16 protein-coding genes are annotated in these 16,905 nt (G+C 48.4%); 12 read left to right on the top strand and 4 right to left on the bottom strand.

From position 1 onward, the window contains the following. The first annotated feature begins 144 nt into the window (after positions 1-144). The 5 genes from AR543_RS06935 (at position 145) to AR543_RS06955 (ending at position 3,395) form a co-directional block, all read left to right on the top strand. Positions 145-930 carry a glucose 1-dehydrogenase gene (locus tag AR543_RS06935; RefSeq protein WP_060532989.1) on the top strand — a complete coding sequence of 262 codons (786 nt, stop codon included), beginning with the start codon at positions 145-147 and terminating at the stop codon, positions 928-930. Positions 931-967: 37 nt separating this feature from the next. Then, positions 968-1,723 (top strand): hypothetical protein, encoded by a 756-nt coding sequence (locus tag AR543_RS06940; protein WP_060532991.1) that lies wholly within the window; start codon positions 968-970, stop codon positions 1,721-1,723. Between the two features lie 146 nt (positions 1,724-1,869). Then, positions 1,870-2,082 (top strand): hypothetical protein, encoded by a 213-nt coding sequence (locus tag AR543_RS06945; RefSeq protein ID WP_060532993.1) that lies wholly within the window; start codon positions 1,870-1,872, stop codon positions 2,080-2,082. Positions 2,083-2,206: 124 nt separating this feature from the next. After that, complete coding sequence (locus AR543_RS06950; RefSeq protein WP_060532995.1) at positions 2,207-2,809, top strand: SLOG family protein; 603 nt, start codon at positions 2,207-2,209, stop codon at positions 2,807-2,809. Between the two features lie 103 nt (positions 2,810-2,912). Then, a complete protein-coding gene (locus tag AR543_RS06955; protein WP_060532996.1) occupies positions 2,913-3,395 on the top strand; it encodes a 2-thiouracil desulfurase family protein in 483 nt (160 codons plus the stop codon). 5 nt (positions 3,396-3,400) lie between these two features. Here the strand turns inward: AR543_RS06955 and AR543_RS24020 are convergent, their stop codons facing one another. Beyond that, positions 3,401-3,676, bottom strand: a complete 276-nt coding sequence (locus AR543_RS24020) for a hypothetical protein (protein WP_060532998.1) — start codon at positions 3,674-3,676, stop codon at positions 3,401-3,403. A gap of 326 nt (positions 3,677-4,002) precedes the next feature. Between AR543_RS24020 and AR543_RS06965 the strand changes: the two genes are divergently transcribed. The 3 genes from AR543_RS06965 (at position 4,003) to nirD (ending at position 9,023) form a co-directional block, all read left to right on the top strand. After that, complete coding sequence (locus tag AR543_RS06965; RefSeq protein ID WP_060533000.1) at positions 4,003-5,685, top strand: alpha-keto acid decarboxylase family protein; 1,683 nt, start codon at positions 4,003-4,005, stop codon at positions 5,683-5,685. A 493-nt stretch (positions 5,686-6,178) separates the two neighbouring features. Continuing rightward, entirely contained in the window at positions 6,179-8,602 is a 2,424-nt protein-coding gene (nirB, locus tag AR543_RS06970; RefSeq protein WP_060533006.1) for a nitrite reductase large subunit NirB, read from the top strand. A 100-nt stretch (positions 8,603-8,702) separates the two neighbouring features. Next, complete coding sequence (nirD, locus tag AR543_RS06975) at positions 8,703-9,023, top strand: nitrite reductase small subunit NirD (protein ID WP_060533007.1); 321 nt, start codon at positions 8,703-8,705, stop codon at positions 9,021-9,023. A gap of 440 nt (positions 9,024-9,463) precedes the next feature. Here nirD and AR543_RS06980 read toward each other — a convergent pair whose 3' ends face one another. Next, a complete protein-coding gene (locus tag AR543_RS06980) occupies positions 9,464-10,063 on the bottom strand; it encodes a hypothetical protein (RefSeq protein WP_060533010.1) in 600 nt (199 codons plus the stop codon). 216 nt (positions 10,064-10,279) lie between these two features. On the opposite strand from AR543_RS06980, the gene AR543_RS06985 reads away from it, so the two are divergent. From AR543_RS06985 to AR543_RS06995, 3 genes are all read left to right on the top strand, one after another. Further along, positions 10,280-11,086, top strand: a complete 807-nt coding sequence (locus AR543_RS06985) for a methionine ABC transporter ATP-binding protein (protein WP_060533012.1) — start codon at positions 10,280-10,282, stop codon at positions 11,084-11,086. Further along, positions 11,086-11,766, top strand: coding sequence for a methionine ABC transporter permease (locus AR543_RS06990; protein ID WP_060533014.1), 681 nt, complete (start codon positions 11,086-11,088; stop codon positions 11,764-11,766). The genes AR543_RS06985 and AR543_RS06990 overlap by 1 nt, the downstream gene beginning before the upstream one ends. 139 nt (positions 11,767-11,905) lie before the next feature. After that, positions 11,906-12,757: a MetQ/NlpA family ABC transporter substrate-binding protein gene (locus tag AR543_RS06995; RefSeq protein WP_060533016.1), complete on the top strand. Its 852-nt coding sequence runs from the start codon at positions 11,906-11,908 to the stop codon at positions 12,755-12,757. A gap of 333 nt (positions 12,758-13,090) precedes the next feature. Here AR543_RS06995 and AR543_RS07000 read toward each other — a convergent pair whose 3' ends face one another. Continuing rightward, a complete protein-coding gene (locus tag AR543_RS07000; RefSeq protein WP_060533018.1) occupies positions 13,091-13,627 on the bottom strand; it encodes a hypothetical protein in 537 nt (178 codons plus the stop codon). A gap of 340 nt (positions 13,628-13,967) precedes the next feature. Between AR543_RS07000 and AR543_RS07005 the strand changes: the two genes are divergently transcribed. Beyond that, a complete protein-coding gene (locus AR543_RS07005) occupies positions 13,968-15,374 on the top strand; it encodes an NAD-dependent malic enzyme (RefSeq protein ID WP_060533021.1) in 1,407 nt (468 codons plus the stop codon). Positions 15,375-15,705: 331 nt separating this feature from the next. Here AR543_RS07005 and AR543_RS07010 read toward each other — a convergent pair whose 3' ends face one another. After that, the gene (locus tag AR543_RS07010; RefSeq protein ID WP_060533023.1) at positions 15,706-16,887 is read right to left on the bottom strand and encodes a stalk domain-containing protein; all 1,182 of its coding nucleotides are present in this window, start codon (positions 16,885-16,887) and stop codon (positions 15,706-15,708) included. Between the last annotated feature and the right edge of the window lie 18 nt (positions 16,888-16,905).

Below are 16,905 nucleotides of genomic sequence, written 5' to 3' on the forward strand. Positions count from 1 at the left end.
TTTAAGTGTAACGATTCTTTGTATACTGCTAGCCTGTTCCGCATCAACAAGTGCACATAACTTGCGAATAACAGGCAGTGCAACAGACGTTAATATGCCAAATACGGCTGACAAAGAACAATTACACATAGAGGAGGCAATATCATGTATCCGGATCTGGAAGGCAAAACAGTCATTGTGACCGGCGCAGCAACAGGAATCGGGCAGGCTATCGCCCTGCGTTTTGGACAGGAAAAGGCCAATGTGGTAATCAATTATCACAGTAATCATGATGGTGTAGAAGAGACGATCCAGAAGATCAAGGAAGCGGGCGGACAAGCGATTGATCTGCAAGGCGATATGTCCAAGGAAGAAGATGTGGAAAAGGTCATCCAAGCAGCACATGATCATTTTGGCAGTATGGATATTATGATCAATAATGCCGGTATGGAGAACGAAGTACCGTCGCATGAGCTGACGCTGGACGATTGGAACAAAGTCATTAACGTTAACTTGACCGGCGCTTTTCTGGGCAGCCGTGAAGCGATCAAATATATGCTCAAGCACAATATCAAAGGCAGCGTCATCAACATGTCGAGTGTGCACGAGATTATTCCATGGCCGCATTTTGTACATTATACGGCCAGTAAGGGCGGCGTGAAAATGATGACCCAAACCCTGGCGATGGAATATGCGCCTAACGGTATCCGGGTCAATTCGATCGGGCCGGGAGCGATCAACACACCGATCAATGCAGAGAAGTTCTCTGATCCCAAAGAAAAAGAGAAAGTCGAAAAGCTTATTCCTATGGGTTATATCGGCAAGCCGGAAGAGATTGCTGCTGTTGCCGCATGGCTGGCTTCATCGGAAGCGAGCTATGTGACCGGCATTACTATCTTTGCAGACGGCGGTATGACCAAATATCCTTCATTCCAGGGCGGTAACGGCTGAGTCTATACACCTGCAGCGGATAAGGAGTGGAACGATTATGATTTCTCTGAACCCATCAAACACCAGCCCTGCCGTGCAGCTCTATCCCGAGCCTGCCGAGGTGCTGGATAATCCGGCGTTATCCTGTTATTTTCTGCCGCTGATGTCATTTACACACGAGCATCTGGAAAACCAGCAGGCGTATACCATCCATCTATTCGGCACCGAGGGGCTGTCTTGCATATCCCCTCGTCCTTATGCAGAAGATGTTATTCACGGATTTGATTACAATGAAGGCCGTTATCGGTATCTGGCTGATCCGGCCGCTTTTGGCGATTACCATAACGTCTCCGAAGTGTACGGATGGCTATTGGAAGACTTTAACCGGAACAGCGAATATTATTTGCATGAACATATTAGCGCTGCCGATTATGGAGCCAATGTACAGGTGGCGCTGAACAGTATCGCTACCTTTGATTCTCGCCGCTATGCGGAGGCAATTTATAGCTATCTGTATACGAAGACACATTATCAGCGGACTGGTGAATTACGCCGAATCACCGAACTGACCGATAATCAGGCCCCTTCTGCTGATCCTCTGCTGCTGGATCGCCTGACTGCACAGGAGTTTGGACAGCCGCTAGTGGCTGAACTGTCCCGGTATACCCAGCATGACTATCATCTGCGACCGGAAATGATTGTCGGCGGAACAGAACGCAGCCGCTTTCTGTCTCCAGCTGGTCAGGGTTCGATACTGGCAGCACTTGATACCGAGAAGCAGCAGGTGTATCTGCTGAACCCTTCAGCCATGTGAAAAGCGATAGAGCGGGAATAGATCAATTCTATTCCCGCTCTATTCCGTTCCGACGGTACCTGTCTTGTCTTTGTAATAGCCACTAACCAAAAGTAGCTGTAGAGTTGCTGCGTACGGTGTGTTATCATCTAGCTGAGGTGAGTACAATGACTACAGAACAACCATCCCAGCCCTCCGGCGAGCAATCCGTAGAGGCGAAGAAACTGAGCCAGGCAGAAGCAGCCAAAAGACTGCTGGCACAAAAGAAACAAAACAACCAGGGCAAAGGCCCGGGTGGTCAGACTGCAAGCGGCGGCCAAAAGATGAAAAGCCAGATGACAAAAAAGGTAAACAACCAACGCAAAAAAATGGGAACCTAATAGCTGCATAAGCAGATTTCCCCTGAGAACCAGTTCAGCATCATTGAACTGGTTCTTTATTTTGTCCATATCCACCTGTGGTATGATAGTACAGAAGAATGACGGAAGCGGAGGAACACGGCATATGAAGAACTTACTGGTCACTGGCTACCGTGCGCATGAGCTGAATATTTTCGGGCAAAAGCATGAAGGCATTGTCTATATCCAGCAGGCGATCCGCAGCAAGCTGATCCCGCTGATCGAAGAAGGAGTGGAATGGGTGATCACTCCCGGTCAGTATGGTGTGGATCTGTGGACATGTGAAGTGGCTATCGAGCTGAAGCAGCAGTATCCACAGCTGCAGGTGTCCATTTTGTCTGCTTTTGCAAATGCAGAAGAGCGGTGGAGTGACGACAAGAAAGAATACTATAACGAGATTCTCAAAGGCATCGATTTCCATGGCATTGTCAGCAACCAGCCGTATCAGGGCATCTGGCAGTTCAAGGCACGGGATGAATTGCTGTTCCGCAAAACAGACGGGATTCTGCTGGTTTACGATGAGGATGCTGGCGAAGGGAGCCCGCGCTTTTTCAAAGAAGAGGCACTCCAAAGGCAGCAAAACGAAGGCTACCGGTATATCAGCATTAGCTCGGAAGATATTCAGACGATAGCAGATGAACAGCGTATGGAAGAACAGTTTGAAGAGAATTTCGAGGAGAAAGTGACGGATTCGTTTGAAGAAATCTAGAAAGACACGATTGAAGAAATGTAGAGAAACACGGCAAAATTTCGAGGTCCAATAGCCTGCTGTTACATCAGGACGCCAAGCTGTATATAGGAGGAGAATACCAATGATTGGAATTAGTGCTTGTCTCACTGGAATTGCCTGCCGTTACGATGGCAAAAGCAACCGGGTCAGTCCGCTGGATGATATGGTAACTTCCGGGCGAGCCGTGGCTTTCTGTCCGGAAGTGCTGGGAGGTATGAGTACGCCAAGAGAGCCGGCAGAGATTGTCGGCGGTACAGCAGAGGACGTATGGAGGGGAGCAGCCCGTGTCATGACAGTGTCCGGCGAAGATGTAACAGATGCCTTCAAGCAGGGCGCACAGTTGGCTCTGGAGCAAGCCAGACAAGCAGGCATCACCGTCGCCGTTCTCAAAGCCAACAGTCCTTCCTGCGGAAGCCGAATGATATATGACGGTACCTTTACTGGAAATAAAATTGTCGGTTCCGGTCTGACTGCGGCACTGTTCCGGCGCAGCGGCATCGAAGTGTTCGACGAACATACCTGTGCGGCGTTGCTAACAGCAGAATCAAATGACAGCAACAAATAATTGCTCTATCCGGTATAAAAGTATTTGTAAATAAAGCCAGTACGGATTACCATTTTGAAGCCGAAGCCGAAGCCGAAGCCGAAGCCGAAGCCGAAGCCGAAGCCGAAGCCGAAGCCGAAGCCGAAGCCGAAGCCGAAGCCGAAGCCGAAGCCGAAGCCGAAGCCGAAGCCGAAGCCGAAGCCGAAGCCGAAGCCGAAGCCGAAGCCGAAGCCGAAGCCGAAGCCGAAGCCGAAGCCGAAGCCGAAGCTCCATATATATTGGTGTGAGAGGTCGCTTTCCATAAGCGGCTTTTTTTATTTGAATTATGCCTTTTCTCACTTTATAATATGCACTTCATTAAAAGAAAATTGAGAATCAGCAGGTCATCAGGATATCCCGACATTATCCTTTCAAAAGTTAGCCAACGCTGTTCTCGATTCTCATCGTCACATCCCTTCTAATTTTCCGCTTCTAAACTGCCGATTCTATCATGGTTGTAACCTGCGATTTACTCCAATCGACATTTTCCCAATATATATTTCCGCAAACGGGTAATACTATAAAGAATGCATCCGTCGCGGTAACGATACGATGGACGAGGAATCTGTGAAAACGAGAGGAGATCATAATGAGTACACTGACACAAACAGGCACCACACTGGGGAATTATCTGCTGGACAGCTTGCAGCAGGAGGGTATTACCGAGATATTCGGCGTACCCGGAGACTATAATTTTACGCTACTGGATACTTTGGAGAAATATGAAGGTATCGGCTTTGTTCCAGCGCGCAATGAACTGAATGCTGGTTATGCCGCAGACGGTTACGCGCGGATCAAAGGAATCGCGGCGATGATTACGACCTTTGGTGTAGGTGAAATGAGTGCCTGCAATGCCATCGCAGGTGCCTACAGTGAGAATGTACCGATCATCCATATCGTCGGCACGCCCAAAATGCAAGCGCAGCAGGGCAAAAAGCTGATGCACCACACGCTGCTCGATGGAGACTACGACGTGTTCCGTCGGGTATATGAGCCGATTACGGCCTACACGACGGTTCTTACCCCGGAGAATGCGATGTTCGAGATTCCACAGGCGATTCATATTGCCAAAACGACCGGCAAACCGGTCTATCTGATGGTCGCGATTGATCTGGTTACCCAGCAAGTGCTGCAGCATACTGCCGAGCAGCAGCCGCTGAAAACAAGCGAATCGTCTCTACAGGCTGCGATCAACCATGCCCGCCAGCTGCTGGAAGCTTCGGAAAACGCGGTATTGCTGTCCGACAGCACCGTATTGCGTCAGCGTTGGCAGGAGCCTGCACGTCAGCTCGCCGAAGCTCTTAATATTCCGGCTGCTTCCACAATGATGGGCAAAAGCGGATTCGACGAGAGTCATGCCCGCTATATCGGTATGTACAGCGGTGCTTTTGGCAATCAGGAAGTGACGGAGACGGTTGAGAATGCGGATACCGTGATTGCTCTCGGACTGATCTGGTCGGATACGAATACCGCTAATTTCACAGCTCAACTCGATATGAACAAAGTCATCAATATTCAGCCGCAATCGGTCATGATCGGAGAAGCCGTCTACCAGAATATTCGTGGTGAGGATATGATTAGTGCGCTGATCGAGCTGGGCTGGATGAGCATGTCATCTGTGCCAGAGATGTCATTCCCTTATGACGAGCAGAAGGGTCAGCTGGAGGAACCGCTGAATACAAGCTATTACTATCCACGTTTTCAGCAGATGATCCAGGAGAACGATATCGTTATTACCGAGACAGGTACGTTGTTCTACGGAATGTCCCAGCTGCGTTTGCCGCATCAGGCGATGTATATCGGTCAGGGCGGCTGGCAAAGTATCGGGTACGCGACACCTTCTACATTTGGGGCGAGTATAGCAGCTCCGGATCGCCGGGTGCTGTTATTTACGGGAGAAGGATCCATGCAGCTGACCGTGCAAGAGCTGAGTTCCATGCTGGAATACGGCTGCAAGCCGATTATTTTCGTCCTGAATAATGGTGGCTATACGATCGAGAAATACCTGAATGTCAAAGAGGAAGTAGCCAAGCAGACGTATAATGAAATTCCCGTCTGGAATTATACGCAGCTGATCAGCACCTTTGGCAGAGAAGCCTATACTGCCCGTGTGACAACAAATGGAGAACTGGATGAAGCGATTCGCCAGGCCGAACAAGAGCAGCAGCATCGTCTCTGTCTAATCGAGATGATCGCGGGCGATCCGATGGATGCACCGGATTATATGAAGAAAATCCGCGAGTTTATGCAGGAACAAGAAAAGCAGCAGTAAACGGCGTATCTTTTCAACCGTTCAGCAGCTGGTGACGCATAGCATCGAATCATATCAATCGAATCATATTATCAAGGAAAAACACTTCTCCGATTGGAGAGGTGTTTTTCTTTTGGCTGCGGCTATGATGACATAGGGGTGTCACAGTAATTTTGGATTATGTGTGATTGTAATCACTCGTTTATGAAAATTCATGAGCTATATTGAAAAAGAGTCAATATCCAATTATTGGATTTTTTTAAAACAGGTTTTGTCTGACGGTGAGCTCACAATCATTCGACAAATAAATCCTAAAAAATTGCATTAAATTTAAATCATTGTGATCTATGTCACATCTGAAAGCTGACATCGTAGGTATACTGAGAACATAAGAAAACATTTAATTTTAAATAATAAAGATTGTGAAAATGATAACATGATATGGAAGTAATATCCATTTGAGCTGGATAGGCTGATCGATAAAGAGACAACAGAGAACACAGGAGGAATCCATATGAACACAACACGCGAACGCTTGGTACTGATAGGAAACGGGATGGCAGGGGTAGCAACACTGGAGCAGATTATCAAATTGGGCGGTGCCTACGACATTACAGTCATCGGCAGTGAGCCACATCCTAACTACAACCGGATCATGCTCTCTTATGTACTGGAAGGCAGTCAGACGATTGACGATATCGTACTGAACAGCCATGAATGGTATGAAGAGAATCAGATTACACTGCATACCGGTGTAACAGTGACCGCTATCGATTCGGACACACACATGGTCGTAACCGATAACGGCATGCAGATCCCTTATGACAAAGTCATTATCGCTACTGGTTCCAAGTCGCTGATCCTGCCTATTCCCGGTCACGAAAAGCAGGGTGTTGTCGGATTCCGTGATATCGCGGACTGTCATCAGATGCTGGAAGCAGCCAAAAACTATCGTACCGCAGCGGTTATCGGTGGTGGTCTGCTCGGTCTCGAAGCCGCCAAAGGTCTGGTCAGTCTGGGCATGGATGTAACTGTGGTTCATCTGATGAACGATCTGATGGAACGTCAGCTCGATTCCGTAGCGGCAGCCATGCTGAAAAAGGAACTCGAGAGCCAGGGCATCAAATTCCGCATGGGCGCACAGACAGCCGAGCTGCAGGGCGGCGAACGTGTCGAACGCCTGCTGTTCAAGGATGGCTCGACGCTGCAGGCTGACTTTGTCGTCATGGCAGCCGGTATTCGTCCGAACATCGAAGTGGCAAAAAACAGCGGTATCGAAGCGGCGCGTGGTATCCTCGTGGATGACTATCTGCGTACCTCGATGGACAATGTCTATGCCGTCGGTGAATGCGTACAACACCGTGATACCTGTTATGGTCTGGTAGCGCCGCTGTTTGAACAAGGGATGGTACTTGCCAAGCATATCTGTGGCAGCGAATGCCAGCCTTATGAAGGTTCGACCGTATCGACCAAGCTGAAAATTTCGGGCGTTGATGTATTCTCGGCAGGCGTATTTATCGAAAATGAACATCAATCCGTGATCACTGCACGTGATGACTGGAAGAAAACCTATAAAAAAATTATTTTACAGGACAATATTATCGTTGGTGCCGTATTGTTCGGCGATATCAATGACTCGGCCCAGCTGCAAAAGCTGATCCGTGATGGCGCACCGATGACCGATGAATTGTACGCCGAACTGATGGGTACCGGCGGATGCAGCCACAGCAAGAAAAAAGCTTCGGTTGAAACGATGGCCAATGATGAAATCGTCTGCGGATGTAACGGTGTTACCAAGCTGGATATCGTTAGTGCTATTCAGGATAAAGGATTGACCAGCGTCGAAGAAATCAAAGCCTGCACCGGAGCGACCCGTTCGTGTGGTGGTTGTAAACCGGTAGTCGAGCAGATTCTGCAATATGTACTCGGTGATGGTGCAGCAGTCGCTTCGAGTCAGGGCATGTGCGGATGTACTACCCACAGTCGTGATGAAGTCGTCGCAGCTATCCGCGAAAAAGGGCTGAGAACTGTCAAAGAAGTTATGAACGTGATGGAATGGCATAATCCGGAAGGCTGCTCGAAGTGCCGTCCTGCGATCAACTACTACCTCGGCATGATCTATCCGGTAGAATACCAGGATGAGAAATCGTCCCGTTTTGTCAACGAGCGTATGAACGCCAATATCCAAAAAGATGGAACTTACACCGTAGTACCACGGATGTACGGTGGTGTAACTACACCGGAAGATCTCAAAAAAATCGCCGATGTATCGGTTAAATATAATGTCAAAGCCGTCAAAATGACCGGCGGACAACGGATTGACCTGATCGGAGTCGAGAAGGAAGATCTGCCAAAAGTATGGGAAGAACTTGATATGCCATCGGGTTATGCTTACGCCAAATCGCTGCGTACCGTCAAAACCTGTGTCGGCTCGCAGTTCTGCCGCTTTGGTACCCAGGATTCGATGGGTATGGGCGCATCGCTGGAACAGCGTTTCGAGCGTCTGGACTTCCCGGCCAAATTCAAAATGGCGGTTAATGGCTGCCCGCGTAACTGTGCTGAATCGTGCACCAAAGATATTGGTATCGTCGGCAATGACGGCGGATGGGAGATCTTCATCGGTGGTAACGGCGGGATCAAGGCTCGTCTGGCTGATTCGTTCTGCAAAGTCAAAACGGATCAGGAGCTGATCGATCTGTGCGGCGCTATTATCCAATACTACCGGGAGACAGGTAAATACCTGGAACGTACTTCGGAGTGGGTAGAGCGCATGGGACTGGATACTATCAAAGCAGCGATTCTGGAAGACGAAAATAACCGCCAACAGCTGGTAGAACGTGTCAATCTGGCACTCGCCCAGGTAGAAGATCCTTGGCAAAAAGTACTGAACGACGAAGAAACCCGTACTGCGCTGTTCGGTAAAAAAGTAGAAGTCTAAGCCAGGCCGCTGCGTCAACCTCGCATTCAAGCTTGTACCATATTGTAAATGCAGTTGTACCTTTACAGAGATACAGGAAATACAAAGGAGAGATAAAGCGATGAACAGTGTACAGACATTTTACCCTGTCGGACAGGTAGACGAATTCATGAGCCGGATTGGCCGTGTACTGGAACTGAAAGGAATCGAGCTTGCGGTATTCCGTACGTCGGATAATCAGGTATATGCGCTGGAGAACCGTAATCCGCATCCCAAAGGCGGTCCGATCGCCGAAGGGATCGTGTCCGGACATATATTGTATGATCCGCTGTATGATTGGCAGATTGATCTGGAGACCGGGCTGGTACAGGCGCCGGATGAAGGTCAGGTGCGTACCTTTGACGTGAAGCTTGAAGGTGGACAGGTGTGGATCGCGGTCTGACTGGCGTATCTATCGTAGCTTTGGAGATGGGTTAGGGAGTTTCTGGGAGAATGGACTGGGGTGGGATTGCTTCATCCGCTTCAGAAAGAGATTCTGCCACGACCTCCGGTTAAGCATAGAGATCCTGAATGACCGCCAGGCGGTCGATCTCTATTCTTAAATGTCGGTCTTTGGCAGAATTCTCTTTCCTTCGCTCGGAGTGGGGAATTCATTTGAAAACTGCTGTGTAGTAAGTTTTATATATTGAATTCAACGGTAGCTTGAAAAGTTAGACATGTTTTAGTGAAGAAAAAAGTATCTAAAAATACTGCTTTATAAGTAATTTTCACTTCGGATAATGAATTGCAGATAGAACAAGCAGGCACTATTCTGGCGGTCACCTTGCGGTGATCATCAGAATGGTGCCTTTTTGGTTTGCGTTTTGTTTTGAACGGTCGTTTTTATTTATTCACAATAAGCACATCGATTAGTTTGCCGTTGTTAGCACCAAAGTACATTGTAACTTTATCATAGGTATACATCATTACCTGATCATACCCTTCTAAAAAATCATTCTCCTGACTGTCTGGTTTACCAAGAGCTTTGCGGATATCTGTAAATGTCTTACCTTGGAAGCCTGGAGGAACAATCAGAATACCAGAAAGAGTATGATTCGGGCCTTCAAAGAAAAAAACAGCATTCGGCATATTGCTTAGCTTGAAGTACTCTCCGCCGAGATAGTAGTCGGAACGCACCGGCTGACCATAAATTTTCTGGACTTGCTGCATAGTCATGCCGAAGCGTAGTTTGTAACCGGGAATATAACCTTTTTTCAGCATGCTTCCTGTTTTGCTGTTCAGCGGCATCACCGGAGAAGTAGCTGCCAGAGTAGCAAGCATAGGTAGAGAAGCAGCAGATACTGATGGACTGATCTGAAGCTGTGAAGTCAGGGGACCTGCGAGTTCCTTTTTATAGGCCGCCGCTTCCAATTCAGCTGGGCCGCTCAAGTTCACAGTTAACAGGGCAGTCAGCAGGCTGGTAACTGCATATTTTTTGATCATTGTATAAAATTCCCCTTTATTGTTAAAATAGTGGGCGCTCTTTTTTTATATTATATCGCTTTCTGCTTTCGCTTTCATATCCAACAATAAAATTAGTGACACAGCATATACATTTGCTTATAATGTAGCAGAAGTGCCGGGTATAACAGACGTATAAGAATAGTAATACAAAGTATTCCTCAACAGGCCGGCTATGAGGCAGGGGAGGTTGGGACAATGATCACGCTGCAAGGCGTAAGCAAATATTTTGGTGGAACAGATCGCAGGCAGGCAGCAGTAGAAGAGGTGACTCTGCATATTGAAGCCGGGGATATACACGGCATTGTGGGCAGCAGCGGGGCAGGTAAATCGACGTTGCTGCGCATGATCAATATGCTGGAACGTCCAGATCAAGGTACAGTCACTGTGAATGGGGAGCGGCTGAACGAGCTGCCGGAACGTCGTCTTCGTCCGGCGCGTCAGCAGATCGGCATGATCTTTCAGCAGTTCAATCTGCTGCATAATCGCACGGTCGGCGGGAATGTCGCTGCTTCGCTGGAATTGGCCGGTGTACCCAGATCCCGCCGTCAGCAGCGGGTCAGAGAATGTCTGGAACAGGTGGGTCTGCTGGACAAGCTGAATGAATATCCGGCGCAGCTCAGCGGCGGACAGAAGCAGCGGGTAGCGATTGCGCGAGCGATTGCTAATCATCCGCGGGTGCTGCTGTGTGATGAACCGACATCTGCGCTTGATCCTCGCTCCACATCAGGTATTCTGGAGCTGCTGCAACAGATTAATGAGCAGTTGGGTGTAACGATCGTTATCGTGACGCATGAGATGGATGTAGTCAAGCGGCTATGTAGTACCGTATCCGTTATGGAGCACGGACGAATTACCGAGAGCTATTCGCGGGAACACGACTCATTTGCTCCGGCGCCGGATTATACGCTGTCCTACCGCGAACAGCTGCTAGGACGTACAGATAATAACCATTCCGGGGCTTCCGGCAGATCAGCGGCTTCGCAAAACGAGGTGAATGAGTAATGGATAATACACGTACGTTTACCGAGATGATGGACCGTTATCAGTCGGAGATCTGGCAGGCGATTGGAGATACCTTTACAATGGTCGGGATCTCGATTGCAGCTGCTGTGCTGATCGGCCTGCCGCTTGGTACACTATTGTATCTGACCAAAAAAGGACAATTGTACGAGAATCTGTATCTGGCCGGTGTGCTGAACAGTCTCGTCAATATTATCCGCTCGTTTCCGTTTCTGCTGCTTGTCGTATTCCTGATCCCGTTCACTCGTATGGTCGTAGGCACCTCAATCGGGACAGAGGCGGCTTCGGTGCCGCTGTCGATTATCGCTATCGCTTATTATGCACGGCTGGTCGAACAGGCACTGCTCGATGTGCCACGCGGCGTCGTGGAATCGGCACGTTCAATGGGCGCTTCCGGGCTGCAGATCGTGTTTCGCTTTCTGTACGTAGAGGCGCGTTCCGGGCTGGTGCTCGGGCTAACGACCTCGGCGATCAGTTTCATTTCCTACTCGACTGTCGTGGGTATTGTCGGTGGAGGGGGAATCGGGGACTTTGCGATTCGGTACGGGTACCAGCGGTTCGAGACAGATGTGATGGTCTATATGATCATCCTGATGATTATTCTCGTACAGGCAGTACAATTTACAGGCAGCCTGATCTCCAGATTGATCGACAAAAGGTAATCCTGCAGCAGCTAGCTGACAATCTTATACGAATCAAATCGAATAACGATCCGGCAGCAACTCTATTGGAGCATTATGATTAATTGCAAGTTATTGAACACTATACTCATTACAAATTACACACGGGGGTACTCAATCCATGATGAACAAAAAAGCAGTACTGATTCTACTGTTCGCAATGACACTGCTGCTCGCAGCCTGCGGACAAAAAGCAGACAATACAGCCTCTACAAACACAGGTACAGATAAACAAGCAGGTACAACCGGTGAACAGACACTTAAGGTTGCGACGCTGATCCCGCCAATGACAGATATTCTGGATATTGTGAAGCCACTGCTGCAAAAAGACGGAATCAATCTGGAAGTAGTCGTACTTTCTGACAATGTACAGCCCAACGATGCACTGGCGAACAAAGAAGTTGATGCGAACTTCTTCCAGCATGTTCCTTACATGAAGCAGTATAATGAAAGCAAAGGCTCCAATCTGGTCGCGATCCAGCCGATCTATGATGCGATCTATGGCGCGTATTCCAAAAAGTACAAGAGTATCGACCAGCTGCCAGAAGGCGCAGTGATCGCTATTGCCAATGATCCATCCAATATCGGACGCTCCCTGCAGATGCTCGCACAGGCAGGCATGATCACACTCAAAGACGGCGTAGGCATGAATGCAACACAAGCGGATATTACATCTAACCCGAAGAAGTTTGAATTCAAAGAAGTAGATTTGCTGATGCTGGCTCGTATGTATGACGAAGCCGATCTGGTTGCCATGACTCCAGCGTATGCCAAGCCGCTGAACCTGACTCCGGTCAAGGATGCACTGGTAACGGAAAAAGCAGATTCCACCTTTGCAATCACACTGGTTGCCCGTGAAGATAACAAAGACTCCGCAGCAATCCAGAAGCTTAAAGAACGTATGGCCGGCCCGGAAGTGAAAAAATTCCTGGAAGACAATTATTCCGATATCGCTGTACCGGCATTCAAGTAACATCAGCTGATACTGATACTGATACTGATACTGATACTGATACTGATACTGATACAGATACAGATACAGATACAGATACAGATACAGAATATACAGACCTGGCAAATGCTGATGGGGCATACGAATCAGCGTTTACCTTTACAGGATAATTATCATATTCATAAAATCAGAAAGGCTGTTCCCAAGACCGCTAGTAAGCAGGTCGGCAGGAACAGCCTTTTTGGTCAATCTCCCTGGATAATACAGCAGTACCCGGTAAAGGAACTGGCTGTTCAAGCTACGAATAAGACTACGTATACATCTGCTAAATAACTGCACGGCCTGAACATTCAATCAGGCTGTGCTTTTTTGTTTGCGCGGCCACAGCGTGTAGCTGAAGCTGATTACAAAGTCGATCGCCAGTACAATCGCCCAGACCCGAATAACCGAGTTCAGTACGATCGTCCGCGATGGATCACCTACATACCAGATCATGAACAGCAGCAGGGCGTTACCGACAATCCATGAGATCAGATGCATCATCCAGCCGGTGCGCTCATGACGGGCATGCTCGCGTCCGTACAGCTTCTGCGGCTTCTGTCCATCGGCGAACCGATAGGCAAACCGTTCATCCGCCCAGCGGATCATCCGGTGTCCATAAGCGAGCGACACCCCGATATACACGGCAGCAATACCATGTGCCATCGTCGCGGTAGCTCCATTACGCAGATCCATAAAGGCTGCAATGAGCAGAACCAGATCAATCAGCGGCGTACAGATCAGCAGAAATGTACTCAGGCGCTTGGCTCCGAGAACATAACGTGCGGCCAGACCACCGATAACGAATACCCAGAATAACACTTCACACGCTACTATCAGGTAAGCAATCATTCCCTATCTTCCTTTCGTTAAACAATGAATGAAGTTCTTTTATCTGCAATAATTGTAACGCAGCCATGCCACGGAACCCTATACACCGACAGGATGATTTTGGAAATGGAAAGGGTAAACCTGCTGATGGAGGGGAATCTTTTCTTTTCCATGATCAGGAGGAGAGCGGAGAAAGCTAACCAATACAGAGCATGAAATGACCACTGGATGAAAATCCCATCTGCCCGGTTTCTTTGTCGGCAAACTATGCTATAATAAGTCCGAACTTTATTGTAAGCGTTCTCTTTTATTTGCATGCTTCCTTAACATAATCTCTGAATATTGAACAGGAGGATTCCCGATGGCTCTCGGAACAAGTATGATTATACGTTTACAGATGGATAAGAAACAGGTGACTTTTGGCGAAGTGGCCGGTGCAATCGGGGAAGCAGGCGGCGATGTGGTCGCGATTGACGTTATTCATGCCAGTCCGGAAAGTACTACCCGTGACTTGACGGTCAATCTGCCGGAAAGTGTGCGTGAGATGATCCTGCAATCTGTCGGCGCCCTGTCCGGGGTAAAAGTGGTGAACGTCTCAGACCGCACTTTCCTGGCGCATCTGGGTGGCAAAATCGAGATCCAGCCCAAGACTCCAGTCAAAAACCGTGAAGATCTGTCCCATGTGTATACACCGGGGGTAGCCAAAGTATGTATGGCTATTCATGAGGATAAGCAAAAAGCCTTTTCCCTGACGGTCAAGCGCAATATGGTTGCCGTTGTCTCGGATGGTACCGCCGTACTCGGTCTGGGCGATATCGGTCCTGAAGCCGCTATGCCAGTAATGGAAGGTAAAGCGATGCTGTTCAAGCAGTTTGCCGATGTAGATGCATTTCCGATCTGTCTGAACACTACCGATACGGAAGAAATTATCAATGCGGTGAAATGGATGGCGCCTACCTTTGGTGGGATCAATCTGGAGGATATCAGTTCTCCGCGCTGCTTTGAGATTGAGCGCAGATTGACAGAAGAGCTGGATATTCCTGTATTCCACGATGATCAGCATGGTACGGCAGTAGTTGTACTGGCAGGTCTGCTCAATGCCCTGCGCATCGTCGGCAAATCGCTGGAGACGGCCAAGATTGTCGTGCTCGGCGTCGGCGCTGCCGGTGCAGCCTGTGTGAAAATGCTGCTATCGGCCGGAGCTCGCAATCTGATCGCCGTTGATCGCTGCGGTGCGCTGGTGGCAGACGAAGAGTATCCGCATGAGATGTGGAACTGGATCGCCGCCAATAGCAACCCCGATAGACTGCGCGGTGATCTGACCGAAGTCATTCAGGGAGCAGATGTATTTGTTGGCGTATCTCGTCCGGGTCTGCTGAGTATTAATCATATTCAGACGATGGCAGAAGACCGTATCGTATTCGCGATGGCAAATCCCGATCCGGAGATCGATCCGGAAGTCGCCGAGCCTTATGTACGTGTCATGGCTACCGGACGCAGTGACTATCCGAATCAGATCAACAATGTGCTATGTTTCCCGGGCATTTTCCGCGGAGCACTGGACTGCCGGGCAAGCGTGATTAATGAAGCGATGAAGGTCGCTGCTGCGAAGGCGATCGCTTCGGTAGTCAAGGAAGACGAGTTGAATGAACTGTATATTATTCCGGGGGTATTTAACGATCAGGTCGTGAAGCTGGTACGTGATGGCGTAATCCGCGCGGCGATTGAGACGGGTGTAGCCCGCCGGGTACCGCAGGAATATCGTTAAATAGCCTGTATATGCAGGATGATGAAGAACTATGCATGGTGTGTATAGGACTATATGTGATGTATATAACACTATGTATAATGCATACAGAGCTATGTATGATTCGTAAAGGAAGAAGCCGGAGAACAGGAGAGATGCCTGTTTTCCGGCTTTTTCTTTGAACCAGATTGTATTTTGAAATGACCATTGTTTTGTTTGCTGCTTTTCCAAAAGATGGGCAGGTAAATGTCGCTTTATCCAAACAGTACCCAACGTTTGCTTTTATTCATACAAGAATGAATCATGATAAATCTTTTCAAGGATGTAAATCGCGTGGCCGATCACTCCATCTTTACAGAGCAGCCAATTTACTGAGGCTGTAGGTTGCGGTTGTTTTGGCTAGTCCCTCGGCGCTAATTGTGAAATAGAGCGTATCACCTTTTTGTTTGATAAAAGTCAGACCGTCACCCGCTCCCATGGCTCCAGAGTCGAGTTTGACGAGTTCTTGCTGTTTGGGTGTAAGCAGCTGATCGAACAGGATTACGCTTTTGCCGGTTTTGCGACTGATCAGTTGCAGCTGGCGATCTCCTGCATTACGGATCAGTATCATGGCATCGTCGATAGCTTCGATGCTATACAGCTGGTTTTTTCCTTTACCGGCAAGATCAAGCAGATTGATTGTCTCCAGCACGTTGCCGGTGCCGTCTTCGATAATACGCAGCTTTTGGCCGTCATTCAGGACTATCTTATTGTTGTAACTGTCCACACGATCCGTACTTCCCCAGTTAAAGTCTACGCTGGTTCTGCGAATGACCTGTCCTTTTTTGAACAGAACCTGAAACAGCTGGCTGTTGATATGAGGTTCGCCGTAGGAATCATTTACCGTAATCAGCAGCAGCCCTTTGGGTGTCGAACGAATATTGATATCGCTCAGATCCAGACTGGCGTTCAGAGAGGTTAATTTGATCGGCTTGTTGTTGCCAACAGTGCTGAATATATCACCGTTTGCTTTGGTGACCGTGTAGGTTACACCTTTATATACTTTGCTAATAAAAGAATAATTATGGATATTGGATACTTTGATCATATGAGTGGCAGAATCGTATCCATCGTATTTGCCATCCAGTGCCTGTACGGCAAATTTAAAAGGAACATACACTTCCATCTTTTCGGATTGCGGGTTATTTTTCAGAAAAGCGGGTCCTTCCATGGTAACTTTTTTGCCATCTAGCATAGCGATTTTACTACCATCACGTACTGCGATTTTTTTGATCCAAGCTTTGAACCCGGCACGTTTACCTGTAGAGTCTAAAGTATAGTCAAGATTTGCCAACCAGGCTACAGAAGCAAACTCGATATAGTTTACACCATTACGTACAATTGTCTTATCCTTAAAGGAAGCGCTATAGCCCTCGCCCTGGTAGCTCCATTCGTACTTCGTTTCTGTGGTAGCGGCCTGTACCGTTTGGGGAGAAGCAGTGGGAAGCAGAAGAGCGGATGACAGCAATAAAGTTGTCAGTATTTTTTTATTCATCTCAATCATTCCTTTCCT

Source organism: Paenibacillus bovis, assembly GCF_001421015.2.
GTDB classification, from domain to species: Bacteria; Bacillota; Bacilli; order Paenibacillales; family Paenibacillaceae; genus Saccharibacillus; species Saccharibacillus bovis.

Coding starts and splice junctions, on each gene's coding strand:
- AR543_RS06935 (WP_060532989.1), top strand. CDS start 145: ATGTATCCGGATCTGGAAGGCAAAACAGTCATTGTGACCGGCGCAGCA.
- AR543_RS06940 (WP_060532991.1), top strand. CDS start 968: ATGATTTCTCTGAACCCATCAAACACCAGCCCTGCCGTGCAGCTCTAT.
- AR543_RS06945 (WP_060532993.1), top strand. CDS start 1,870: ATGACTACAGAACAACCATCCCAGCCCTCCGGCGAGCAATCCGTAGAG.
- AR543_RS06950 (WP_060532995.1), top strand. CDS start 2,207: ATGAAGAACTTACTGGTCACTGGCTACCGTGCGCATGAGCTGAATATT.
- AR543_RS06955 (WP_060532996.1), top strand. CDS start 2,913: ATGATTGGAATTAGTGCTTGTCTCACTGGAATTGCCTGCCGTTACGAT.
- AR543_RS24020 (WP_060532998.1), bottom strand. CDS start 3,676: ATGGAAAGCGACCTCTCACACCAATATATATGGAGCTTCGGCTTCGGC.
- AR543_RS06965 (WP_060533000.1), top strand. CDS start 4,003: ATGAGTACACTGACACAAACAGGCACCACACTGGGGAATTATCTGCTG.
- nirB (WP_060533006.1), top strand. CDS start 6,179: ATGAACACAACACGCGAACGCTTGGTACTGATAGGAAACGGGATGGCA.
- nirD (WP_060533007.1), top strand. CDS start 8,703: ATGAACAGTGTACAGACATTTTACCCTGTCGGACAGGTAGACGAATTC.
- AR543_RS06980 (WP_060533010.1), bottom strand. CDS start 10,063: ATGATCAAAAAATATGCAGTTACCAGCCTGCTGACTGCCCTGTTAACT.
- AR543_RS06985 (WP_060533012.1), top strand. CDS start 10,280: ATGATCACGCTGCAAGGCGTAAGCAAATATTTTGGTGGAACAGATCGC.
- AR543_RS06990 (WP_060533014.1), top strand. CDS start 11,086: ATGGATAATACACGTACGTTTACCGAGATGATGGACCGTTATCAGTCG.
- AR543_RS06995 (WP_060533016.1), top strand. CDS start 11,906: ATGATGAACAAAAAAGCAGTACTGATTCTACTGTTCGCAATGACACTG.
- AR543_RS07000 (WP_060533018.1), bottom strand. CDS start 13,627: ATGATTGCTTACCTGATAGTAGCGTGTGAAGTGTTATTCTGGGTATTC.
- AR543_RS07005 (WP_060533021.1), top strand. CDS start 13,968: ATGGCTCTCGGAACAAGTATGATTATACGTTTACAGATGGATAAGAAA.
- AR543_RS07010 (WP_060533023.1), bottom strand. CDS start 16,887: ATGAATAAAAAAATACTGACAACTTTATTGCTGTCATCCGCTCTTCTG.